Origin of the sequence: Bartonella sp. AC329YNZD, assembly GCF_042196685.1 — a bacterium.
Taxonomy (GTDB): domain Bacteria; phylum Pseudomonadota; class Alphaproteobacteria; order Rhizobiales; family Rhizobiaceae; genus Bartonella.
The window spans coordinates 176,879-200,299 of record NZ_JBHIQS010000003.1; the positions used below are offsets into that span (position 1 = coordinate 176,879).

Annotated in this window: 17 protein-coding genes and 2 pseudogenes; all 19 read right to left on the minus strand. The window is 38.9% G+C overall.

What is annotated here, in order from left to right:
* Positions 1-52 precede the first annotated feature (52 nt).
* The gene (locus tag ACFIMW_RS03060) at positions 53-1,363 is read right to left on the minus strand and encodes a BID domain-containing T4SS effector (RefSeq protein ID WP_375608080.1); all 1,311 of its coding nucleotides are present in this window, start codon (positions 1,361-1,363) and stop codon (positions 53-55) included.
* Positions 1,364-1,717: 354 nt separating this feature from the next.
* Complete coding sequence (locus ACFIMW_RS03065) at positions 1,718-2,668, minus strand: BID domain-containing T4SS effector (RefSeq protein ID WP_375608081.1); 951 nt, start codon at positions 2,666-2,668, stop codon at positions 1,718-1,720.
* Between the two features lie 331 nt (positions 2,669-2,999).
* Positions 3,000-4,469: a BID domain-containing T4SS effector gene (locus ACFIMW_RS03070; RefSeq protein ID WP_375614068.1), complete on the minus strand. Its 1,470-nt coding sequence runs from the start codon at positions 4,467-4,469 to the stop codon at positions 3,000-3,002.
* Positions 4,470-4,777: 308 nt separating this feature from the next.
* Positions 4,778-6,376: a BID domain-containing T4SS effector gene (locus tag ACFIMW_RS03075; RefSeq protein WP_375608083.1), complete on the minus strand. Its 1,599-nt coding sequence runs from the start codon at positions 6,374-6,376 to the stop codon at positions 4,778-4,780.
* A 1,606-nt stretch (positions 6,377-7,982) separates the two neighbouring features.
* Positions 7,983-8,165: pseudogene (locus tag ACFIMW_RS03080) on the minus strand (type IV secretory system conjugative DNA transfer family protein); the annotation flags it as partial.
* 248 nt (positions 8,166-8,413) lie between these two features.
* Positions 8,414-10,042 carry a BID domain-containing T4SS effector gene (locus ACFIMW_RS03085; RefSeq protein ID WP_375608084.1) on the minus strand — a complete coding sequence of 543 codons (1,629 nt, stop codon included), beginning with the start codon at positions 10,040-10,042 and terminating at the stop codon, positions 8,414-8,416.
* A 516-nt stretch (positions 10,043-10,558) separates the two neighbouring features.
* A complete protein-coding gene (gene traG, locus ACFIMW_RS03090; protein ID WP_375608085.1) occupies positions 10,559-12,478 on the minus strand; it encodes a Ti-type conjugative transfer system protein TraG in 1,920 nt (639 codons plus the stop codon).
* A 155-nt stretch (positions 12,479-12,633) separates the two neighbouring features.
* A complete protein-coding gene (locus ACFIMW_RS03095; RefSeq protein WP_375608086.1) occupies positions 12,634-14,262 on the minus strand; it encodes a BID domain-containing T4SS effector in 1,629 nt (542 codons plus the stop codon).
* Positions 14,263-14,272: 10 nt separating this feature from the next.
* Positions 14,273-14,486 (minus strand): annotated as a pseudogene (locus ACFIMW_RS03100) (antitoxin VbhA family protein).
* A 65-nt stretch (positions 14,487-14,551) separates the two neighbouring features.
* The gene (virB11, locus tag ACFIMW_RS03105) at positions 14,552-15,622 is read right to left on the minus strand and encodes a P-type DNA transfer ATPase VirB11 (protein ID WP_375608087.1); all 1,071 of its coding nucleotides are present in this window, start codon (positions 15,620-15,622) and stop codon (positions 14,552-14,554) included.
* Positions 15,619-16,779, minus strand: coding sequence for a type IV secretion system protein VirB10 (gene virB10 / locus ACFIMW_RS03110; RefSeq protein WP_375608088.1), 1,161 nt, complete (start codon positions 16,777-16,779; stop codon positions 15,619-15,621). Before virB10 ends, virB11 begins: the two co-directional genes overlap by 4 nt.
* On the minus strand, positions 16,772-17,638 hold the full coding sequence (gene virB9, locus ACFIMW_RS03115) for a P-type conjugative transfer protein VirB9 (RefSeq protein ID WP_375608089.1): 867 nt from the start codon (positions 17,636-17,638) through the stop codon (positions 16,772-16,774). The genes virB10 and virB9 overlap by 8 nt, the downstream gene beginning before the upstream one ends.
* A complete protein-coding gene (locus tag ACFIMW_RS03120; RefSeq protein WP_375608090.1) occupies positions 17,635-18,339 on the minus strand; it encodes a virB8 family protein in 705 nt (234 codons plus the stop codon). Before ACFIMW_RS03120 ends, virB9 begins: the two co-directional genes overlap by 4 nt.
* Positions 18,293-18,595: a type IV secretion system protein VirB7 gene (locus tag ACFIMW_RS03125; RefSeq protein ID WP_375608091.1), complete on the minus strand. Its 303-nt coding sequence runs from the start codon at positions 18,593-18,595 to the stop codon at positions 18,293-18,295. The genes ACFIMW_RS03120 and ACFIMW_RS03125 overlap by 47 nt, the downstream gene beginning before the upstream one ends.
* A gap of 211 nt (positions 18,596-18,806) precedes the next feature.
* Positions 18,807-19,793 carry a type IV secretion system protein gene (locus ACFIMW_RS03130; RefSeq protein ID WP_375608092.1) on the minus strand — a complete coding sequence of 329 codons (987 nt, stop codon included), beginning with the start codon at positions 19,791-19,793 and terminating at the stop codon, positions 18,807-18,809.
* Positions 19,780-20,265 (minus strand): type IV secretion system protein VirB5, encoded by a 486-nt coding sequence (locus ACFIMW_RS03135; RefSeq protein ID WP_375608093.1) that lies wholly within the window; start codon positions 20,263-20,265, stop codon positions 19,780-19,782. The genes ACFIMW_RS03130 and ACFIMW_RS03135 overlap by 14 nt, the downstream gene beginning before the upstream one ends.
* Entirely contained in the window at positions 20,262-22,616 is a 2,355-nt protein-coding gene (locus ACFIMW_RS03140; RefSeq protein WP_375608105.1) for a VirB4 family type IV secretion/conjugal transfer ATPase, read from the minus strand. Before ACFIMW_RS03140 ends, ACFIMW_RS03135 begins: the two co-directional genes overlap by 4 nt.
* Positions 22,617-22,638: 22 nt before the next feature.
* Positions 22,639-22,947, minus strand: coding sequence for a type IV secretion system protein VirB3 (locus ACFIMW_RS03145; protein WP_375608094.1), 309 nt, complete (start codon positions 22,945-22,947; stop codon positions 22,639-22,641).
* Positions 22,948-23,268: a TrbC/VirB2 family protein gene (locus tag ACFIMW_RS03150; protein ID WP_375608095.1), complete on the minus strand. Its 321-nt coding sequence runs from the start codon at positions 23,266-23,268 to the stop codon at positions 22,948-22,950.
* Positions 23,269-23,421: the final 153 nt, after the last annotated feature.

Genomic DNA, 23,421 nt, shown 5'->3' on the forward strand with positions numbered 1-23,421 from the left:
CCTCCCATGGCTGCGCCAAGACGTTCGATTCAACGTGAAAATGTATGTCTGTTTAGCTGGCAAAAGCCATCGCTTTTGGGGCGGCAGTTTTGCGAGGACGAAAATCTGTTTCTCTTTGTTGCGTAGAGGGTGTTGTTCCTTCATGCGTTACTGTTGAAGGCTCAGGGCGTTGAGTAGACTGTAAGGCGCTTTGTTGTTGATGCAAGTTTTGCGCTCTCTCAGATGTTTCATGGCGTTCTTGTTTTGTCTTCTGAATTTTTGAAAGGCTCTCTCTTACTTGTGTTACAGCTGTTGCATAATTGTCAGTGGCGTCAATGAGATGAGAAAGCCCCGCTTCAGCATGTCTGCGTGCTTGATTTTTAAAACCACAAAAGTTGTGACCAGTGTATTTGTTAAAAGACTGAGGATTTTCGGCAAGTTGCTGTGCCAGCTGTTCTATTGTTTTAGGGTTTTGGAAAAGCGTTTCCACATGTGATTGTAAAGTGTTTTCGTTCCCAAAAACAACTTTACACCAATATTGGATTTGGGCATGGTATCTTTTGACGTTTGCATGTTGGTGAATTTGGGTAGAAATTTCTACTTCTGAAAGGCTTTCTTCTTCTCTTTGGAAACGATCCGGTTTTTTTAGAAGTTCAGCGACGGCTTCCTTCCCCATAAAGCCTTCATAGTTTTTGAGTTCTTTCTCTGGAGATTGTACGAGGCTCTCTCTTGCCTGTTTTACAGCTTCTGTATAACAATCAATGGTGACACATAGGGCGGAATAACTCTCTTCCGCTTGTCTACGCGTTCGATTTTTGAAGCCCAACATGCTGGTACCGGAAAGTTTAGCGATACTTTCAGGATGGGCTGCCATGCGCCATGAGAGCTCCTCTCCTGCAGCGGTATTTTTTTGAATTTCCTGCATTTTTTCTTGCAAAATGTTTGGGTTGCCGTAGGCATTTGCGGATAAACGTTGGATTTCTTCTTGATATGCTCGAACCAATGAATTGTGTGGAAGAAATTTAGTGATTTCTTCTTCTGAGAGGATTATAGTTGCCTTTTGTGAAGCAACTTGTGGAGGAACTGTTGCGTATGTCGTTTCAGCTTCTTGCGGTCTTTTGGTCGAGCCACTTCTTGTGAGAGATGTTGTTGAATGTGTCATTCTAACGGATGCCTGTGCAATTTCTTCCGTAACAGTTTCTTCTCTTAAAAGAGATTGTCTTTCCTCATCTTTTTCCAGTATCGTTGACAGCCTTTTGCTTTTTGAAGGAGCTTCTTTAGAGAGGGGGGCTGGACCAGAGACTTCTGCCGCCGCTTGTTCATAAAGCTTTATAAGTTCTTGTATTGAAGAGGATAGAAAAGGATGAGGATGGTTTTTTTTCATGCATGTTTCCTTTCAAGAATTGTTTTAGAAAACTTCTTTGGAGCATTCTTGCCTTTTATGCTTGGATCGCTTTGAGATAAAAGAAAATATTGAGCTGAATGAGCTCCAAAGATCTGCGCTATTCACAACCAGCCTAATGGAGATTTATGTCTTTTATACAGTTTTTTTATGAAATTTTATCAATAAGTTATCGTAAATTACAGAGTCCATTTTTAGGACTATTTTAGGATCATTTTTTGTAACATTCTAAAACAATTTTTGGCGCAATCGCAACGAAACGATTTGCGCCAAGAAATTCTATGAAAAAAGATTACATGAAAAACAAAAACTATCTGTTTTTATGCCTATGCCTCCTTACATGGCATAAGAAAATCCTTTTTCTCCATGTCTTTGTCGTTGAGGGCTGTGCTCTGGACTCTCCCGGTTTTGTTCTCTTTCGTGATGACGATGATGATGGCCCCTTTCAGTTTTCTGAGAATTTTCTTGCTGGCGTCTTTGTTCCGCCATAGGGGTTTGCAATAGTCTTGTTGTTGCATCTTGTACAGTCTTTGTATAACTATCAATGGCGTCAATGAGCGGCCCAAAACCGTCTTCAGCTGCTTTGCGTGCCTGACTTTTTAGGCCAAGTGCAGAATGGCCAGCGAGCTTATGTATAGATTCAGGATTTTCAGCAAGTCGATTTGAAAGATCTTTTCCTTTACTGGGATCTGTAAGTATTCCTTGCAAGTGTTCCTGGAAAAGGTTGTTATTGCCATAAACGATCTGACCCCAATGCATAACCTCTTCTACACGTGCTTGAACGTGTGGATTTTTTAAAAGCATGACAGCTATTTGCTCAGTTGTGAGGGAAGATGAAGATCTTCCTCTTTGTTGTGGAGCAACCGTTGTATAGTCAGTTTCAGGATCTTCTTTCCTTTGATGTTTACCTCTTGAAGAAGGGGTAACGCTGCTAACTGATGCGTATAGAACATCAGCTTCGTGTTTTGGAGAAGCAACCGTTGTATAGTCAGTTTCAGGATCTTCTTTCCTTTGATGTTTACCTCTTGAAGAAGGGGTAACGCTGCTAACTGATGCGTATAGAACATCAGCTTCGTGTTTTGGAGAAGCAACCGTTGTATAGTCAGTTTCAGGATCTTCTTTCCTTTGATGTTTATCTCTTGAAGAAGGGGTAACACTGCCAACTGTTGCGTATAGAACGTCCTCTTCTGGGGTTGGTCTGCGCTGGTTTCCTCTGGTTGGTTTATTAACTTGTGCATAGAGGGGCTCTGTTCTCTGGGTTTCTGAATGTGGGTGACTTTTTTTCATGGCTGTTTCCTTTCAATATTTTTAGAAAACCTCTTTGGTACATTCCCCATTTTTAGTTTTGATAACAAGATATCCAACAAATGACCTCCAAAGATTTCGTGCTATTCATATCGATATGTAATGAACATTTATGTCTTTTATACAGTTTTTTTATGAAATCTTAATCAATAAGTTATAATAAATTACAGAATCCATTTTTAGGACATATTTTATGTAACATTCTAAAACAACTCTTGGCGCAACCACAATAAAATGACTTGCACCAAGAGACTCTATGAAAAAGAGATTACATGAAAAACAAAAACTATCTGTTTTTTATGCCTATGCCTCCTTACATGGCATAAGAAAATCCTTTTTCTCCATGTTTTGGTCGTTGAGGGCTGTGCTCTGGACTTTCATGGTTTTGTTCTCTTGTGTGACGACGATGATGGTGATGACGTCTGTGTCTTGCCTCTCTTTCTGGACTTTCTTGTCTTTGACCTCTTTCATGTTCACGTGTAAACTGTTTATGGAGCTTTTGTGCGTTACCAATATGCCTTTCAAGAGCTGAGCAAAGGGGAGAAAAACCATCTTCAGCTGCTCTGCGATCGGGGCTTTTTACGCCAAGCACTTGCCGACCAGCGAGTTTAGCAGGGCTTTCAGGATTTTCTAAAAGGTTCCATAAGACTTTTTCTGCATTTAGGGGATCTTCAAGAATCTGAGCAAGTGGTTCATTCAAAGCATGTGGGTTACCATAAACAACAGCGCACCATTCTTGGGTTTCTCTTACACCATATTGAAATTCTCTGCTTTGTAAAAGCTTTGTTGTAATCACCTCTTTTGAGGTTCTTGGAGGAGGTGTTGCTGCTCTTCCAACGCCTTGGTAGATGGGATTTTCTCGTTGTTGGGATTCTTGCCCGCCTTCAGTCTCCATGCCAAGTTTTGCATAGACAGATTCTAGAGTTTTATGGGGAGAGCGCCCACCATTTTCGCTAAAATCAGGTTCTGCATAGAGATGTTCTGGTTTTTGAGGTTCTTGCCCGCCTTCAGCGCCCATACCAAGTTTTGCATAGACAGATTCTAGAGGTTTATGGGGAGAGCGTCCACTATTTTCGCTAAAATCAGGTTCTGCATAGAGATGTTCTGGTTTTTGAGGTTCTTGCCCGCCTTCAGCCTCTATGCCAAGTTTTGCATAGACAGATTCTAGAGGTTTATGGGGAGAGCGTCCACTATTTTCGCTAAAATCAGGTTCTGCATAGAGATGTTCTGGTTTTTGAGGTTCTTGCCCGCCTTCAGCCTCTATGCCAAGTTTTGCATAGACAGATTCTAGAGGTTTATGGGGAGAGCGTCCACTATTTTCGCTAAAATCAGGCTCTGCATAGAGATGTTCTGGTTCTTGGGGAAATCGCACATCCTGAGAGCTTCCGCTCGGTGAGCTGTAGAGGGGGTTTATTCGTTCTTGGAACTCTGTTTCACCCGACGCTAGATTAACGACTGCATAGGGATTTGAGGGGTTTTCTGGAGAAGGCTCACGCGAGCCCCTACCAACCGTTGCACGGCTAGCTCCTAATGGGTATTGGGGAGCATAGATAGTTCCTAGTGGTTGTGGAGAAGAGGGCGTCTCATATGCACTTTCTCTTTGTGTATTGTAGGGGGAATTTTTTTGCTCATTTGTTTTCCCTCTCGGTTTGTCGTAAGGAGATGCTTCTTGTTGTAAGGGCCCTTGTGAACCATTTCCGCTTCTACTGAGATTTGCGTAAAGAGCTTCTCGTTTCTGGGGAGCTGGGTTCTGGGGAGCTGGTTGTGGGTGACTTTTTTTCATGGCTGTTTCCTTTCAATATTTTTAGAAAGCCTCTTTGGCGCATTTCCCACTTTTTGATAACTTCAAGACACAAGTAAGATATCAAATTTAATGATCTCCAAAGATTTCGCGCTATTCATGTTTATATGTAATGGACATTTATGTTTTTTATACAGTTTTTTTATGAAATTTTATCAATAAGTTATAGTAAATTATCGGATCTATTTTTAGGACTATTTTTTATAATATTCTAAAACAATTGGTAGACGCAATGGAGATAAAATGATTAGCTTAAAGAGTTCTTTTGGAAGGCAAAAGTTCATGCGTTTTTATCCAGTAAGAGCAAGCGATGAGGAACGACTAACTTTCAAACTGCGGGCTTGACATTGTGCTTCTTGGGTGTTCTTTACAGTATTCGTAATTTCTTTTGCTTTTCTTTCCGATGTCCCAAGGAGGCACGCGAGTCTGGTATGGTCTTTTTCTTGTATAGCTTTACGATCTTCTGAGGATAGACGATTGTGTAGTTGGCGCGAAAAGTGATGGAGTTCTTGTCGCAGTGAACGAGAATGCAATAAAGCTCCCCTTTGTTGTTCTTCTGGTAAGGCAAAAAGGTTTTGTAAATTTTTTCCAGGTTTTTCGACAGTGTGGCTCAAGCGTTTTTGTTCTCTTTGGTGTTGTTCTAGAATTGCATCTTTTGTTTGTTGTGTTATTGTGGCATAATTTCTAAGTGATTGGCTGAGTTGTGGAACAACCTGTTCAGCTTGTCTGCGATTCGGGCTTTTTATGTCAAGTATTTTTCTTCCTGCAAGTTTAGAAATTGATTGAGGGTTTTGTAAAATTTCATCAGCAAACTGATTTCCTAAGCTTGGATCAGCCGTTAAGATATCCATTTTTGTATTTAAGGCTTGTGCTTTACCATAAACGAGCTTTGATAAATTTTTGATTTCTTTTCGGCATGCTTCAACATAAGCGTCATTTGAAATCTTTGTGAATAACTCTTCATGTGTGAGAGATGTTAATGTTTCTTTTGGAATCAATGTTTCTTTTACATTTTGAACATTGGTTTTTTGAAAGCAAAGGTTGGCACCGTTTTGTAATGTTTTAACGAGTTCTGGGGGAAGATCATCTTTGTGTCCGACGACGAAAGCACCTTCTATTTCCATGACAAAACCTTCTGCTGAAAAACCTCTAAAGACGCCTTCATAGGGAATCCCTTCCTTTGCTGCAACAACAACACGATTGTTAATTTCATCCAGTCCAGTTTCTCTCATCTGGGAGATAAATTCTTTTAAAACAATGGCTTTTTGTGGATGGGTGATATCTTCAAAAAGATCTTTCATCGGTTGGGAATTGCCATATTGCATAGCTTCAATACAAGCTGTTGTCATGCGTTTCTTTGTGATGAAAGAAAAGTCAATGGTATGTCCTGCTGCTTGTCCAAGTTTTTCCATAAACATTCTATTGACGCGCCCATTGCCTTTTCTGAAAGGATGCGCGTGCTCGAGCGCCATAAAAACTTCAGCGGCATTTTCAGCAAATTCTTGGCGCGATAAACCTTTTAAATTGTTCTTCTCATTAAGTGTTTTTTCGAGTTGTGTGAGTTCTTTTTTTATCTGTGGACCGATAGCAAAAGGAGCTTCACAACCTTTGGGACGCATTGCCGGCATATGGGCAGTGGTGCCATCTTCAAATGTAAAAAATGTATCGCGGGTGTGGCCCGCCCATTCAAAAGTTTTGTGGAAGAGGCTCCAATGGATTAATTTTAAATAAGTGAAATCAAATTTTTGTGGGAGCGGTTCGTGACGAAAATTGACGGCTTCTTTAGCGATGTCATGGGTACTGCGTTCATACAGTTTTTTAGGGTCTTTGATGCCATATTTATTTTTGAGTGTTTTTGTTCCTTTATATAGATAATTTTGCTCTAACATGTAATCTCTCCTAAGTAGGTAAGGTCGTGGTTGATAAGCGTCTTAAACGCTGTATGTGAAAAATTCCCCTTCGCATATTCTTTTGAGATTTTGGGTGTTATGAGAGGGAACACTTTTCCCTCAAGTGTGCGGATAGTTGTATCAACTCTTTTGAGAGGCTTGTGGTTTGAGAGATACATAATGTTCTATTGCGATTGTTTTCATGCCTATTCTTTTTTCATTTATTTTAGCTTCTATAATGTTTCCTTTTATTTATTATTCTGTTGTACTGTAAAATATCGATATTTAAGACGGTGATATGAAATCTAAGAGGGAGCAAAAGATGGATTTTTTATAAATCGATTTTGGGTGAAATCTTTATCCTTTGAGGTGGAGGGAAAGAGGTCGAAAAGAAAAATGTTGCTTAATATTTTCGCTGTTTTGCCTTTAGCAAAGTTGTTTGCAAGAGCACTTTGATGAAGGGCGTGGATGTGACGGAGAATATTGCTCTTGATTATTGGATGACTTGGGGACTTTTCATACATAGTGTTTAGGTTAGGAAGTCTATAGATAAAAGCAGTTATCAAGAATTTTTCTCCATTATGTTTTTCTTATTGGTGTATGTGGACATCTTGTTTGCGTATGTTTGCAACAAAATGTTTTTTACTTTGTGTTGTTGCTCTTAATTGTATCGCGCTGCTTTAAGATCCATAAGAGGGGGAAAACTTTTTTTGGCTAGGAAAAAAGGTGTTTTTCAGCACTTGGCTGTTAAAATAGAACACATGATGATATCGTAAAGGGGAAAAACTTTGTCTAAGAATGTTTTATTCATTTTAGTGTATATCTTGGATGTTTTTTTGGGGGGAACCAGTGTTTATCGTGTGGGTATTTTGAGAGTTTCTTGTTTCAAAGGCAAATCTTTTGTTTATTATATTCTTTAATGGAGGCACGTTTTTTACGTAAAATAAGAACACCATTGTGTTGCATCTTTACAGGATTATTTTAAAGATACATCTTTTAACACACTCATTTGGCGATGGGGTAAAGCCCTCATAAAGCGTATAAAATCTATTGAGCGCTCCCATTTTTACGCTTCATAAAGAATCTGGTACCATCACACACTTTATGCCAGCGCTAAAATATTGCGGACCACCCCTTGGACATTGAGGCGATTTATGAAAAGGCATGCCTTTCTTGTACAGTTCCACTTCACTTGGGGGCCCGCTTGTGACATGCGAAGTAATAGGGTTGTGATTGAGTTAACGTGGAGCAGATTTGAAATGAGAAAATCTTACGCTATTTGGTCTCTCATTCAACATAAAAATATAAATTATCATTATGAATCAATGTATTTTCTAAATTATATATGAAAATCCTTTGTAGGAATGTGTTCCTTTTTGGGGGATATTGGTGTCGCTATTGGTTGGGTGTATGAACGTTTTTTATAGAGACTTCTTAAAAATCATGGTTGCTGGTAAATGATGCACAAAATACAAAAGAAAAAATCATGGATTTTTTGACCCTGTTTTTCTTATATGTGGACGGAGTTTTTTCGTTCACAGGCTTTAAAAAAAACAGGGATGTATACCTTTTTTTGTTATTTTTCATCAATATCTCATCATGGAGGTTAGTTTTTCTTTTGTGGGGCAAAACGGTTTTTTGCAGCAGCGGCTAACATTTCTTTTCTTCTGAAATAGATGGCGCAACCACATCGCGAAGGGGAGCCTTGCATCAGAATAATTTGTTCATCTTGACGCATTTCTTGAATAATCTCGTGGGGTAAAATGAGTGCTCTTTTTAAAATATTCATATAACCACGAAAATCGACTCCATCTAAGACAAATAAAATAGGCTTTTGTAGCTTTCGTCATTAGTAATCATGACGTTTAAAAGGAATTAACAATTATCCTGTCCAATTGCTTTGGATATGGTGTATATGCTATGTGCAAAATTGGTGGTAGGGCGCTTAAGTAGTCTGTTTTTTGCATGTATGATAAGAATATTAAAATATCTCTTCCACATAGGTGTTTAAATCAAAAAAACAAAGTTTCATATTTTTTAGTTGGCCATAGCAAGTGTATTTGAACGATTTTGTGTGCGTGTGTAGAATTGGCTATGAGTGTTCCTTGCTTTTTGAACAATGTCGGTAATTTCTCGTGCTTTCTGTTCTGATATACCAATACTTTGTGCAAGTGTTTCATAATCTTTGTTTGTGATCGCACTACATTCGTTTGATGAGAGACGATGTTCTAAACTGTTTATAAAAGTACGGAGCTCTTGGTATAATTGAGGAGATTGAGACAAGATTTCTCTTTGTTTTTCCGGTGATAAAGCAAAAATATTTTGCAAGTTTTGACTGGGATTCTCTACCGCTTTTCCAAGGCGTTCTTGTTTAATTTTATGGTCTCGAGTGACTATATTATAGGTAGCTTCTACAGTATACACATAATTCTCAATTGCAAGAGAGAGCACATCAAGATAATTTCGAGCGTGTACACGTGTCGGATTTTGTAGACCGCATATACTAAAACCTGCAAGAGGAGAAACAGAGTGCGGTGCCTGTTTAATCTGATTAGCAAACTGTCTGCCTAATTCTGGATTTTTAATAATCTCTTCTATCTGTTCGTTTAATACGTTTGCGTCACCATAAACAGTTTTTGCGTAAGCTCGGACTTGCTTTTGAGCTTTGAGAACGTAACTATCTAGCGCAACTGTTTTGGCACATTCACTTTTTGTGAGAGGCGCTAATGTTTCTTTTGGAATAAGCGTGTTTTCAAGCTCTTTGCTGTTGGGGGCGGTAAAGGTAATGATATCACCAGGTTTTAATGTTTTTAATCGTTCTGGTGTGAGATCATCTTTGCTACCAATGATGTAAGTTCCTTGCATATCGAGTATAAAACTTTCTGAATAACAACCTTTATAAGTTCCTATATAGGTTTCTCCTGCCTTTGTTGCCATAACAAGGCGATCATCCACGTTGCGTCCCGTATTGTTTATGTGGTCCATAAATTCTTTTAAAAGACGTATTTTGGGGGGATTGGAGATATCCTCAAAAAGATCTTTCAACAGTTGTGTATTGCTATATTGCATTGCTTCGCTACAGGCAGCCATCATACGTTTTTGTGTGACAAGCGAAAAGTCAAGCTGATGTCCTGCAGCTTTGGCAAGATTTTCAAAAAAGACTTGTTCTGTGTGCTCATTGCCATCTATGAATGGGTGGATTTTGTGAAGAGAATAAAATAGACTCGTTGCTTCCTTGACAAATTCTTCGCGTGTTAAGCCTTGCAAATTGTTTTTTTCGGCAAGCGTTTGATCTAATTTTTGTAAGAGTTCAGGGATTTCTTCACCAGTTGCAAAATTATTGCCCCATTCCATTCTTTTCATTTCTGGCATGGCGGCAATGCTATCGTCTGTAAATGCGAAGGGGATATGACGCAGATGTCCAGCCCATACAAAGGTATTTTTAAACAATTGTTGGTGGATATGGCATAGATAAGTTGAATTAAAATATTCTGGCAGGGGTTCTGCACGCAGATTGATCATGGCTTTTTGCCTATCATGTGAGCATTTTTCCAGAAAGCGTTTTAAATCTGTTTCTCCATATCTATTTTTGAGAATTTGGGTACCAAGATAGATATAATTATGGGGTGAGGGAATTCCTTTTGTTTTTTCTTTTGCTTTTGGCATTGTTACATTCCTTATAATGTTACATTGTCTATGAGAGTGTGTTAAACTTTTTGTTTGAAAATCCCCCACGCATATTGTTTTGAGATGTTGAGACTTGGGTGAGGAAAAAATCCCTCAAATTCGTAGGTGTTTTTGAGTGTATCAATCTTTATCTTGGCACTTTTTTCTTTTACTGAGAGAGAATAGTTCATTTGGGTTGTTTTCATGCATATTGTCTTTTAATTTTTTTGTAGAAAAATTTTCCTATAAAAGCGGTGCCTTCAAAAGTTTCTTGATAGGATTCTCAAGGCATAGATATGATTGGTATTTATTATTTGGAGATGAGGAGAGTGCTTTATAAAGAAAATTGGCATTGGTAAGCACAGGCATAATACCATCATTCAAAGACTTTTCCCTATATTTTTCTTGTTGTATCAAGCGGGAATTCCTTCTTTATAGGCTTTTATGAGATAGAATCTCTGTTTTTATCCTTTGATGTTTTTGTTTTGATGCATGACCTCCATTGGAGGGTGTTTTTTAGTTTTTCTGTGCTTTTGGGGCAAAACGGTTTTTTGCAGCTGCGGCTAACATTTCTTTTCTTCTGAAATAGATGGCGCGACCACATCGCAAAGGGGGTTGTCCTTGCATAAGAATAATTTGTTCATCTTGACGCATTTCTTGAATAATCTCGTGGGGTAAAATGAGAGCTCTTTGTTGGTAATTGATGTTGTAAGAACTTTTTCCTAAAGATAAACCTCTTGATTTGCTCGTTCCGGTGACTTCAACGGTCATTTGACCACAGCGTTCTGAAATGTCTTTAGCTGTTTGAAGGTCTTTAATGGCCGCATAACTGACAAAGGAGCAGCTTTCAAACCATGAACGTGCTCCTGCTTCGCCAAAGTGATTGACCAACTGACCCGTGGATTGATAAAAGAGCATCAAGGATGTGCCGTATTTACGTCCACGATCGCGGGCTTCTTCTAAAATATTCATATAGCCTAGAAGATCAACTTCATCTAAGACGAATAAAACACGCTTTTTATAGTTACCGTCTGCTGTAACCATGGCATTGAGAAAGGCGCCAATAATCACACGTCCAATAGCTGGATAACTGTTTAAAATGCTTGCGGGGAGATTGAGAAAAACATCTGTATTGCCATTGGCAATATCTGAGGAAAAAAAATCATCTCCGCAGACAAGATCTGCATAATTGGATAAAGAAAGCCATTGGGTGTCTTTTGAGGCGGTTGTATAGACTCCTGAAAAGGTTTGCTCTGCCATTTCTGTAAAAATACCCACCATTTCACGAATAAAAGGAGAAGGTGTTGTTTCTTGAATCATGCGCAATTGATTAACAACAGCTGTCTCTGATTGAGAGAGAATTCCACGCAAAGTTTTTAAATTGCGCTCGCTGTCTTCATATTCGTCAGAAAATATGACATGGGCAAGAAGAGCGGTTAAAAGATTATGGGCTTGTGTTGAGAAATATTCCGCTGAAGAATTGTCTGATTTTTTATCTGTGAGAAGCAATTTGGAAAAGCTAACAATATTTGCTTCACGTTGTGTGCGTGGTACGCTATCATCTAAAAGCCAGTCGATAACATTAAAATTTTTTGTTAACAATGAATTGGGATCGAGAACAATAACATTTCTATTTCCCATTTTTTGACGCGCAAATTTGACCATTGGGGCAACTTCTGTTGAAGGATCAAGACAAATAATAGACCCTGGATAGGTTAAACACGTGGGAACTACTGTACTTGTGGTTTTATAGCCACCAGAACCAGCAAAAAAGATCATATGGGTTGAACCAAAATCAAGATTAAAGGTCAGCAAAGGGGCTGTTCCACCCTTTCCCCATGTTGTTTTATTGCCAGGTGCAAAGGGAACTTTGCACACATTATCTTGATCAACGCGGTATCTTTCACCCACAACAATTTGCCCATTGGCAGGAAAGATTTTTGCTGCCTCTCTTAAATTCATCCATGATGCTTCACCAAAAACACCTTTTTTTGCACGCTTGACCTTATTTTTAGGTGGAGAGGTTGTTATGAATTGAATGAGGGACAAAAAAACACCAATGATGATGCCAAAGACAACCATGGGATCCATAAATTGAAGAGCGTAGCTCCACGTTATTCCTTGTTGTCCAACATAGGGACTTAAGCGTTTTATTTCACCACCAATATAGTAAAGAGAAGTCATTCCAAAAAAGACAATGGAGACAAAAGTGATTATTCTACGCAGGTGCAGTTTTTGCGAGAGACTATAAAACAATGAAACAGTAGCCGTTAGTGCTAGGACTAATAAAGGTTCTGAACGAAGAGTCCAATAAATTTGATCGCTCTTTAGTCCATTTGTTATAAACAACAAAAAGTGAGGGACAAGGAATATTGTTAAAGCACCTAAAGCGATCGGTGTTAAAATGAGTACCATTTGTGTTTTGGTATATTTCATTGTATTTTACTTTCAATTCTGTCAGAATATGTTGCGAAATGCTCTTTTCCAGGTGTGTGATATGAACTCTCATCTCTTTTTGCAAAGGTGCAGATAACGCCAGACAGTTTTTGCTTATGAGCCTTTCTCATTAAGGAGGAAGGTTTTATCTATTCTTAGCAGGCCATAGCAAATGCTTGGGAACGATGCATTGTGCATATTTGTGCTCGTTGATGTACTTCTTTGGTTTGCTTAATAATTTCTGTAATTTGCCTAGCTTTACTTTCTGATACACCAATACTTTGAGCCAATGTTTCATACTCATTATTTTTGACTGCTTTATGTTCATTTTGTGAGAGACGGGTATTGATGTTTTTTACAAAGTCGGTAAGCTCTTTTTGCAGTGAAGGATTTTTTGCTAAAGCTTCTTGCTGTAATTCTTTTGGCAAGGTGAAGAGGTCTTGCAAGCTTTGACTTGGCATTTCTACTGTGGTTGCACGGCGCTTCTGTTCTGTTGCATGTTCTTGCGTAATTTCCTTCCCAGCATGTCTCACTGCATGGGCAAAATTTGCAACGGCAGTACAGAGCATCTCAAGATGATTTTTAGCGTTTGCGCGTGCCTGATTTTGTAGTCCACATAAACTGAAACCGGCAAGATGAGAAATAGAGTATGGTGCTCTTTCAATCTGGTTGGCGAGCTGCTGGCCTAAGCTTGGATTTTTGATGATCTCTACCATCTGTTTGTCTAATATTTTTTCGTTACCATAAACAATTTTTGACAATTTCTGGATTTGTTTTAAGCTTGTGTGGACGCAAGAATCTTCAGCAATCATTTCGGCTTTTTCATTTTCTGTCAAAGGGGCTAATCTCTCTTCTGGAATGAGAATACTTTCAAGCTCTTTTGTTTTTGGGACTGTAAAGGTAAATTTGTCACCGGGTTTTAATGTTTTGAGTTGTTCTGGCGTGAGCTGTTCTTTATTGCCGATGATGTAAGCACCTTTCACATTGAAAGCAAAGCTATCATAACCAGCACCCCTATAGATGCCTGTGTAGGTTTCACCTTCTTTTGCAACCATAACAGGACGATTATTAACATTGCGCCCAAGTTCTTTCATGTTACTCATGAATTCCTTTAAAAGAAGTATTTTATTGGGATTAGAGATATCTTCAAACAGATGCTGCATTGGCTCTAGGTTCCCATTTTCTGCTACAGCAACACTGGCGAGCATCATGCGTTCTTTTGTAACAAGTGAAAAGTCAAGCTGATGCCCTGCGGCTTTGGCGAGATTTTCAAAAAAGACCCGTTGTGTACGTCCATTGCCTTCTCTAAAAGGATGAAGTTGGTTAAGGGCGTTAAATAAGCTTATTGCTTCAGCGTTAAATTTCTCACGCGTTAAGCCTTGCAAATTATCTTTTTCGGCAAGCGTTTGATCTAATTTTTGTAAACCGTCTTGGATTTCATCGCCGAGTGCAAAAGGATTTTCCCATCCTGTTCTTTTCATTTCGGGCATGGCGGCTATGGTACCATCTTCAAATGTAAAGGGGAGATGGCGCAGATATCCAGCCCATTCAAAGGTATTTTTAAATAAGTGGTGATGTATAGAGCATAGATAGGAGCTATCAAACTTTTCTGGTACGGGGGATTCACGCAGATTAACCATCGCTTCTGCTGTATCCTGTGAGCATTTATCCAGAAAGGATTTTAAGTCTTTTATTCCATATTTATTTTTGAGTGTTGTGGTGTTTGGGTAGACATAATGATGGGGAGAAACTGTCTGTATATTTTTTGTCTTTGCTTTTGGCATCGCAGCTTCCTTATAATTTTACGTTGTCCATACGAGTGTTAAATTCTCGAGTGAAATGTCCCCTTTGCATATCCTTCTAGAATTTTTAGCGTTTTGGAGTGAAGCTTTACATCCTCTATTGCATGGGTGCTGATGGTTGCGTCAACGGCTTCACGGCGTTTTTTTAAATCTTCCATTGTTATTGATAAAAGATTTTCTCTAATTTTTATTGTTTGGGTTTTCATGCATTTTTCCTTTTATGGCCAATTATTGCTTTAAAAGATTCTTCGGCAGCCGGTGTGATTTTCTTTTAGTCACCTCCAAAGATGTTTCGTTGTTTGAAGGGGTCATAATAAATTTCTGTGACCTTAAACTTTCCTTCAACCCGTTTGCATTGGATGATGATATCAATCATTGAAATCAACAGTCCTCGAATATCATCACGCTCTAAATCACCCCCTCCATCACTTTCTTTGACCAAAAGGGTCATTTGCTCAAAGGCAGCAAGGGCCGTTGATGCATGAACCGTCGTAATGGAACCTGGATGGCCTGAATTGACATTGCGGATATAATAAAAGGCTGTACCATCTCGAAGTTCTTGCAAAAGAATACGGTCAGGACGCATCCGTAAAGATGATTCAAGCAATTCTTTGGGACCAACGGAGGCTAAGCCTTGTCCATCTTTTGAATAGAGCATCGAGACATGATTAGGATGCGGTATCAGCAATTCTTGTGTGTCTTCAATGGTGATAATACGTTCTTCTTGAGGAATTTTGGCGATTAATGCTTTTGATAATGTTGTTTTACCTGAACCGGTTTTTCCCGCAATTAAAATATTTTTCTGGCATTTTACAGCTTGATTTAAAAAGGAGACAAAGTCTTTATTACAGTAGGCATTGGCTAAGTTATGCTCGATGATTTTGAGTTCATTAAAACGAGAAAGATAATTATTCAATGGCGTGAAAGATACCTGCTCACAGAGCGAGAAGAGTCCTTTATTTGCGAGTTCTTCGAGAGAAAAACTCTGCGATGATGGTTTACGAATTGTCATACTAATCGTGTCTTTTTCGACAGCTGGCGGAATGACAATCTGAATGCGTTCATTGCCTGGTAGAGTGGCAGATAATATTGGGTTTTTGTCCGATATGTTTTGCTTGGAATAGGACGCGACAACTTTCGCAATACCCATAAGCTCATTAAAAGAGAGAGTTGGTACTTCTATTGTTTTCCAGCCATCAAATCCTTCAGTCATTACTTGATAGGGACGATTGATAACAATTTCAAAAAGACTATCATCTTTCAAAAAAGCACTGATGGGTTCAAGTTTTGTGAGAACAATCGCGACAGTTTCATTATTCATGGTATGTAAGTTGTGGTTCATTTTAAAGGTATCGTAGAATTTTTGTAAAAGTTTTTTGAAACAGCTCGATGGATAATCTGTTTTTTGTTTTCGATGACTTTCAATTTATAAACACTGGAAAAATCTAAATCGCGGGCAACAAAAATATTCACCATTTCTCCTTGGTTTTTGGATAATGTTGGAGGAATATTGGCGTAATTTTCTACGACAATATTTGCAATATGTTGTCCTGAAGAGAGTGTTTCAGTTTCTTCTTTCTCTTGTTTTTTTGATAAACGTTTATTGGCATAGTGTGTTGCATCTTTTATTAGTGATACAAGAAGTGCAGATCCAATCCGCTCCAACCAATGATTATCAATGTCTCCATCCATACCAGAACGCCCTAAAGCATCTGTTGCAGGTGAAGCTAAGGATATAATGATACCATTAGGGGTTTTTGCTCTATTCCATAGCACAAAGAGACGTGTTTGGCCTTTTTTCAAGCCAGCGCGATATTCACCAACAATTTGGGTGCCTTTATCAAGAAGAACAACACGACCATTGTCTGATAAGATATCTCTGGAGACGATACAACTGGCAAAACCTTGTTGATCACTGTTGATGGCTGTTTCTAAGATACAAGGGATAGAAGTTCCCATCGTGATGATGTAGTTTCGATTGCCAAGGGTTGAAGCGCGAATACCTTCAAGCACTGTGGGTTTGAGAAGATGATTAAAACGTTGTGTCGTTTCATCAGGTTTGTTTTCAAGTTGGTGAGGCAAAGCGCCATTATTTGTTTGTGAATCTATTTTGCTTTGTTGTGTATGCGCATAAGCTAATACAGGAGCACGTTGCGCTGCTTCCAACAGTGGATCATTAGAATTTGATTGATTGATGGTTGGTGTTGGTAGCTCGATTTGTGGCAACAGAGCGTTCTTTCGTTGAGATTGTTCAAGGGGGGGAGGGGTCGGCTTTGCAGGGTGGAAAAGTTCTGTTTGTTTGATAAATTTTTCTTCTTTTGAAGATTCAACCGGTTGTTTTTTTTCTGTGACAAGTGTTGAATAGGCTAAATAAAGACAGACACTAAAAAGAATAACAAGAGCGACTGCTTTCCCTACATTGCTCTGTTGGCTTTTTCCCTGAGCATTTTTTATTGTATCGCGATCATTAATGTTTTTTTCATCCACGGTGTTATTCATGGCTGCTTCCTATGTTCACTTTACGTTGTACAGATGGTGATGTCGTACCCGTTTCAGGGTTAATTCCTTCTGGTACGAACCTTTTATTAAAAATGCACAATACTTCGTTCCCACGCCGTAGTGTGAATTGTGCAGATGTTGCATGGACAATAACCTTGTTGCCTTTAATCGATTTGGGAATAAGGGCCTCTTGCCCATCAGGCGATACAATGTAAATGGCAGGGATTTCAATGTTGCCTAAAAAGATAAAGGTTGTTGTTTTCCCATTATCATAGACAGAAGCAGGTTCAATGAGGGGAGAGCCTTGGGCTTCATAAGCCCAATTGCGTGGTCCAAAATCTTCATGGATATTTAAAATATCATTGACAAAGTTTTCTTCACGTTGTTTTTCTTTTTCTGCTTCGGCTAATTTCTTACGTAAGGCTTCATCTTCTGGATAACGAAACTTTACCAAAAAATACGTCTCATTGCCGGCTGAAACATCGCCTTCACGGACTTGTAGCTCAAATTGATAAGAGCGTTGTGTTCCATCTTGGCGGCTTGTGACAATTTGTAAATTGGTTACAGGTTGGACTTCACGTGGTTTGAGAAAAACAAAGTGTCCAGCCGGTGCAACTTGCCAAGCAACCGAATTTCCAATTCCTACATAGGTCACTTCTTCATCAACGGCAAATTCTAGTTGAACCGAAGAGCGAATGGAGCCAATAATTTGTACGACATTGTAGGGGTCATAATTGACAAATCTGATGCGGTTATCTTTACGTGCGCTAATAGGCGCTGTTTCCGCAAATGAGAGGACTGTGTGAAAGCTGAGAGTGATCGTAAAAATTAAAGAGATTGTTTGTAAAAGTCTGATCATTTTATCACCTCTGGATCAGATCTATATTCCGATACTTGAAAACCAAGGGGGTTGATAAGACGATCAGACGTTGAAATGTGTGCGTTTACGTAGGAAAAATTTAAGATTGAAATCCAATGGGAAATATTTTCTTTTTCATTCAAGTCTCTGATCGTTTTATAGTAACGAACTTGGATAAGATTTTTGCTTATAAAAGAGATTGATTTGATTGTGACGGTAGCAATCATGTTCTGATAAATATTTTGCGGACTTTCTGGATTATTGCCCGCGTACCATTTTGCAAAACGGTTTTGTTCTTTGGGAGAAGATAAAAGAGAAACTAAGCGAAAATTATTTTCTGCTTCTGATGCTTGAAAACCTTCACGGGCACGAACATATTGGCTAGCAAAATAACGCGTTATCGCTTCATCATAGTCGTTAGGGGATTCTTTGAGGGCACTTACAGTATCAATAATGCCTGTTGAGTTATCAACGCGGATAACAAAAGGCTCTACTGTTTTCAAAGGCGTCAAAGCGGCGACAGCTAAAGCTAGCGCAATCGTCATCAATCCCAAAAGTACTGTTAAAGCCATGGAAATTTTCATTCGCACACGCATGCTATGCATGCGGTCAATGTCAAATGAACGCGCTTCTTTTATATATTCTTCAAGGGCATCACTTTTCACGCGTAACCTCCACAGTTTTATCAGATTGTGCTTCATGAATAATTGGCTTTAATAAAGCTGAATTGGCTGTTGCTTTTTCACTTTCCAAAGTATTGAGAATGATGGGAGTGGTAACAGGCTTTACGCTTTTTCCTGGATGGACAACGTTTTTATTGTCCCAATTCCACTTATCTTTATTTAAAGCACGTGTATGTTTGCCATTACAGCGTGGTGGTTTTTTGGGGCCACTCAAAGAGGTGCAACCAGTAAGAGCGATTGTTAGGACCATAACAAAAGTTATTTTTCGTTTCATTTTTTGAACTCACAAATATCTTGGAATACAATGCATGAGAGTTTTTATTCTGGACACTTTTACAAGTCTATGTGATGCAAGACTTTGATTGATTTTGTTGTAAGAGCCAAGATGTTAGGACTTATCAGGAACAGGATCATGGTACGTGCGCCAAAGGGTGCACGCAAAGCAAAAACAAAAATACTTATTCTTTATAAAGAGGTGCTTTATCTTAAAACCGACCACGACCACCTCCGGAGCTTCCTGCTTTTGCTGCTGCGCCTGCCGCACCTCTAGCAGCGTTACCGGCAGCACCTGAGATTTGTAAAGTAGCACTTTTTACTGCATTACCACTCGCTCTTGCACCATTTGAAAGCATTGTAAAAATCTGTCCTCCTGAAGAGACACCAGCGTTAAAGTATGGTCCGCCAGAGGCCAGGGCTGTTGCAATACCGGGAAGAGCACGGAAGATAATAACCCCTATGATCGAAATGATGATGACAGGGGGAAAAAGAACGTAAATTGATTCATATGAAATGCTGAGAACCTGTAGAATAACTTGGCATATAATTGTTCCAAGCATGATTACGAGAACTTGTAAAATGGTAAAATTGATCAAGGTTGTAATCCATGCATCGGAGTATTTTCGCGTTGCATTGAACAAATACAAACTAATGAACAGAGGTCCAAGACCTATAATCATGACCAGTGCAACTTGTGCAAACATTTGCACAATAAAACCACCTATACAAAAAAGAATAACGGCGAGAAGCATGATAGAACCAAGAAGACCCACAAGGATCTTTTCAAAAAACCAAGCATTGTATAAGACTTCTTGATAGCGCGAACTTGCCTTTAACAAAATATAATCAAAAACATTGGAGCTTGTTGGATTACTGTTCAGCGCATTCCCAATAGCGTTGGATAAATCATTGAAGAAAATATCCTTGACATATGTATTAAATGTATCCGCATTCGTTGCCATTGTTGTGACAACAACAATTTTAACAACATTATTGAGAAGACTATGCATCGAAAGCGCAACGCGACCTGTCATAACATTATAGCCATAAAGAAAGATAAAAATGATTGCGGCGAGATTTAAGGGCGCTGAAATAGCAGAAGACAGCCCACTCACCGTTGTATCCATCACATTATCAAGGGGTTTTAAAATATACCCAGAAACGGTTTCAAAGGGAGAAAAACTAAAGTCTGACATTTGTACTCGTACTTTCAAGTTTTTCTTTTAATTCTTTTTCTTTTTCTTTTAATTGGGCCTCAAGATATTTATGTTTTTTTTGTTCCTTTTCTTCACGTAGCTCATCTTTTGTCTTCGTATCTCTTGCTTGAATCATATCAAGAGACTGAAGTTTTAAAGAACTTACTTGAAGACCTGCTTGAAGAAGAGAAAGCTTTACTTGAAGATCTTGCCGAAGAGCTTGCAATTCTTCAGGTTTTATGTCTTTTTGTGATTTAAGTTGTTCAAGCTGATTATTTATGTCTTTGATTTTATTTGCAGTTTCAGTTGTGCTTTTATAAATGTTTTCAGCTGTTTCTGATTTTGCAGCATCTAATTTTTGTGTGTTCTCGAGTGCTTGTTTATAATATTCATCCACATCGAGTGTTGTTTGCGCTATTGCATGAGGCATAAAAGAAAAGGATAACAGTGTAACTAAGCCATATTTTTTCATTGATTTTTTCTCCTTTGATAAAATATGGGCAGCCATTTATCAGGGTCAGCTCCATATTCATTGATAATTTCATTCATGAGTTCAATGTTTTTTGTTGTGCCGCTTAAAACGGCGATCTCATCATTCATTCCACGTAAGTTAAGTTCTGCAACGACGGAACTTTGTCCTTGTTTGATGAGAAAACGACGGGATTCCCTGCTTAATTCTGACTGTATCAGTTCAAATTCACGCTCAGTAAGTTTGAAAGCTTCGACATAATCATTGTAATTTGCTTTTTGATTTGGAAAAAATATTTGGGTGGGGCATTGCTCAATAATTGTGTGTGCGATTGTTGAGTTCAAAGCATCTTTAGGGCTTTGTGTTGCAAAGAGCATTAAGCCATTTTGTTTACGGATTGTTTTTAGCCGATCTTGCGCAAAAGCTTTGAATGAATCATCTTCTAAAGCTTTCCAGAATTCATCAATGACGATAATGATACGTCGCCCATCAATCAAATCAAGAATGCGGTGAAAAAGATACATCATTAAGGGGCGCCGAATTTCTTCATTATCTAAGAAATCGGTCATGTCATATCCAATGAACTGCTCATTTAAATTGAGATCATCTTGATCATTATCAAAAACCCATCCTAAATCATTGCCTCTAATCCAGCGTTGCAGCCGCATGGCAACCCCTTCTTTGGATGTGTTGTCAAAAAACAGTTGAAGGGCACCAAGAGAGCGCTGGGTTGGGGGTAAGTTTTCCAAGGAATCAATGGCTTTGGCGATATCTTGTCGCTCTTCTTCTGTTACGATTTGCCCTTCAGCGGTCACCAGCTTTAAGATCCAATTACGAAGAAAAATTTTATTTTTTTCGGTGTATTCCATACCCTTTAAGGGAGCAATCCCCGTGGAGTGTCCATTTTTTAAAGGTTTATATTTTCCTCCTCCAGCCCGTACAAAAATCTCTGCTCCTTGATCTTTATCAAAAAAAACCATTGTTGGATTGTGTTTTTGTAATTGTGCAAGAAGAAAATTAACAATCACTGTTTTACCAGAGCCCGATGGACCACAAACAAAAGTATTCCCAAGATCGCCATAATGAAAATTAAAATAGTAAGGTGAACCAGCCTGTGTTTTTAGCAATGCGACAGCAGCTCCCCAAACATTATCGTTCAGTTTGCCAACAGGGAAAGAATGGAAGGGCGATAAAGCAGCAAAGTTTCTGCTAGTAATGGCGCCTGAACGCGCACGATAGCTAAAGTTTCCAGGAAGTTGTGCCCACCATGCTGCTTCCAATCCTAAATCTTCTCTGGCAATCACGGCTCCCCCATTGGTTAAATGGGAACGTGCTTTTGATAAGTTTTCAGACAATATTTTGGGATGATCAGCAAAAACAGCTAAAGAAATGTGGTGTTCTCCCAAAACAAAACGGTTTGATTCTAAATCATCCAGCGCTTCATCCAATGCATCAATTTGTGAGCTAGCACGGTCAGCTGCATTGATCATTTGATTTTGTTTGCGGCTCATAATCGCACTGGCGGCTGCCTTACTTTTAAAGACAAAGGATTGTGTTAAGATGAATTCAAATGGCACCGTAAGCAGACCATCAGTCATACCTGGGCGTGTTTTAGAAGGATACTCTTTCCATCCAAACATGCCCACAAAGCGTTCATTGCTTTCATGGCGAATTTCGATAATTTCTTTCCCAAAAATAACACGATCCGAGTAAATTGTTGAAGCAATAGTTCCAAATGTGAGAGGAATACGCTCACGTCTTCCCCCCACTAGTTGATGGAGAAATTCACTTTGTTCGGCAAATAAAAGTCCTTCATGTTCATAGATTGATAGTAGACGGACTTCATACTCTTCCAAACCTTGCATAAGATCTTGACTTAACTCTTCGAGTTTACGAATAGCTTCCTCATCGGGTTCAGATTGTGTTTTCTTCGCTTTGCTCAAGCGCTGAAAAAATGAAGCTAGTTTTTCGGTTTTATCCGCTGCGGGATTCCAAAGCAGTGAAATAAACAGATCATTTCGATACAGTTCTTGCGAAACCATTTTCTTTTTATATTTTTCATCTAATGTTGTTGCAAAAGATGAAAGAAAATGACCTTCTGGGTATATCGTTTCACGGCGGCGGATGATGTGAGAATATAAAGCAAGCCTTTCGTCTGCGATATTTTTTAAAAGAGTGTTTAATTGGTTGTGTAAAGAATTTAATTGATCAATATCCGCAGTGTCAAAATTTATACCCTCAACAGCCATCACAACCATTAAACAGCGTGAATTTAAAGCAATGACATGTTGGTTGATGTAGCGTATATAGGGAATATATTCTTCAGGTAAAGTTTCCCGTTTCATGATTGACATCTGTTTCACCGGTTTCGTCCCTTTAGCTTAGTTCCTTATACGTGCGGACAAGGCGTAAAGGGGAGGTAGAACTTCCTCCCCATCGGTTGAGGTTTTTTTGTTTTCCTCGGGTATTGAGCCATGCAAATAATACGCGAAATTGGTTGTGGTCATACTTTGTCACTTCTCGCAAAATAAAATGCATCCCAATCCCAAAACCAAACATGGTAAAATCACTGGTCAAAATGAAAAGAATAGATGTCGCCATAACATTGAGCGCCATCGCTTCCATCGTAACACCGGCAAACATGGCCGGGCGCGTACAGGCAAGGAAGAGAGTATCTTCGTTCATTTATGTTGTGCCTGCTAATTTAGTGACGAGAGTAGGGGCGCCAAAAACAATAGCAATCCCTAGAACACAATAAGCTGCTTTGCGTAAATCAATAAAGCCGTACATCCAGCCAATCCCCACAGCAGCAACACATATAATAGCAATGAGCCTTGCCGTCCCACCCGTCATCATTGTGACAATGTTACCTAAAACACCATCAAGATTTCCCAGACCACCTCCACTAGGAGCAGAAGAAGCATAAGAAGGATCTGATACAAGCACTGCTGTAAAAAGCAGCATGGTCACGATAAAAATGATGTTTTGGAATCTATTATCTGTCATTTTACCTCTCTTTAACAAACAATATTTGTTCATCTATCGACATTCCATTACCTCTAACAACTGGAGAATTCTGTTATTTTATGACAGTCTAAACTCCTCATTTTCTTGTTTTAAAAGTTTTGATAGCGGATCTCTTCACTCTCAAACTTTTCT

Coding starts and splice junctions, on each gene's coding strand:
- ACFIMW_RS03060 (WP_375608080.1), bottom strand. CDS start 1,363: ATGAAAAAAAACCATCCTCATCCTTTTCTATCCTCTTCAATACAAGAA.
- ACFIMW_RS03065 (WP_375608081.1), bottom strand. CDS start 2,668: ATGAAAAAAAGTCACCCACATTCAGAAACCCAGAGAACAGAGCCCCTC.
- ACFIMW_RS03070 (WP_375614068.1), bottom strand. CDS start 4,469: ATGAAAAAAAGTCACCCACAACCAGCTCCCCAGAACCCAGCTCCCCAG.
- ACFIMW_RS03075 (WP_375608083.1), bottom strand. CDS start 6,376: ATGTTAGAGCAAAATTATCTATATAAAGGAACAAAAACACTCAAAAAT.
- ACFIMW_RS03085 (WP_375608084.1), bottom strand. CDS start 10,042: ATGCCAAAAGCAAAAGAAAAAACAAAAGGAATTCCCTCACCCCATAAT.
- traG (WP_375608085.1), bottom strand. CDS start 12,478: ATGAAATATACCAAAACACAAATGGTACTCATTTTAACACCGATCGCT.
- ACFIMW_RS03095 (WP_375608086.1), bottom strand. CDS start 14,262: ATGCCAAAAGCAAAGACAAAAAATATACAGACAGTTTCTCCCCATCAT.
- virB11 (WP_375608087.1), bottom strand. CDS start 15,622: ATGAACCACAACTTACATACCATGAATAATGAAACTGTCGCGATTGTT.
- virB10 (WP_375608088.1), bottom strand. CDS start 16,779: ATGAATAACACCGTGGATGAAAAAAACATTAATGATCGCGATACAATA.
- virB9 (WP_375608089.1), bottom strand. CDS start 17,638: ATGATCAGACTTTTACAAACAATCTCTTTAATTTTTACGATCACTCTC.
- ACFIMW_RS03120 (WP_375608090.1), bottom strand. CDS start 18,339: ATGAAGCACAATCTGATAAAACTGTGGAGGTTACGCGTGAAAAGTGAT.
- ACFIMW_RS03125 (WP_375608091.1), bottom strand. CDS start 18,595: ATGAAACGAAAAATAACTTTTGTTATGGTCCTAACAATCGCTCTTACT.
- ACFIMW_RS03130 (WP_375608092.1), bottom strand. CDS start 19,793: ATGTCAGACTTTAGTTTTTCTCCCTTTGAAACCGTTTCTGGGTATATT.
- ACFIMW_RS03135 (WP_375608093.1), bottom strand. CDS start 20,265: ATGAAAAAATATGGCTTAGTTACACTGTTATCCTTTTCTTTTATGCCT.
- ACFIMW_RS03140 (WP_375608105.1), bottom strand. CDS start 22,616: ATGTCAATCATGAAACGGGAAACTTTACCTGAAGAATATATTCCCTAT.
- ACFIMW_RS03145 (WP_375608094.1), bottom strand. CDS start 22,947: ATGAACGAAGATACTCTCTTCCTTGCCTGTACGCGCCCGGCCATGTTT.
- ACFIMW_RS03150 (WP_375608095.1), bottom strand. CDS start 23,268: ATGACAGATAATAGATTCCAAAACATCATTTTTATCGTGACCATGCTG.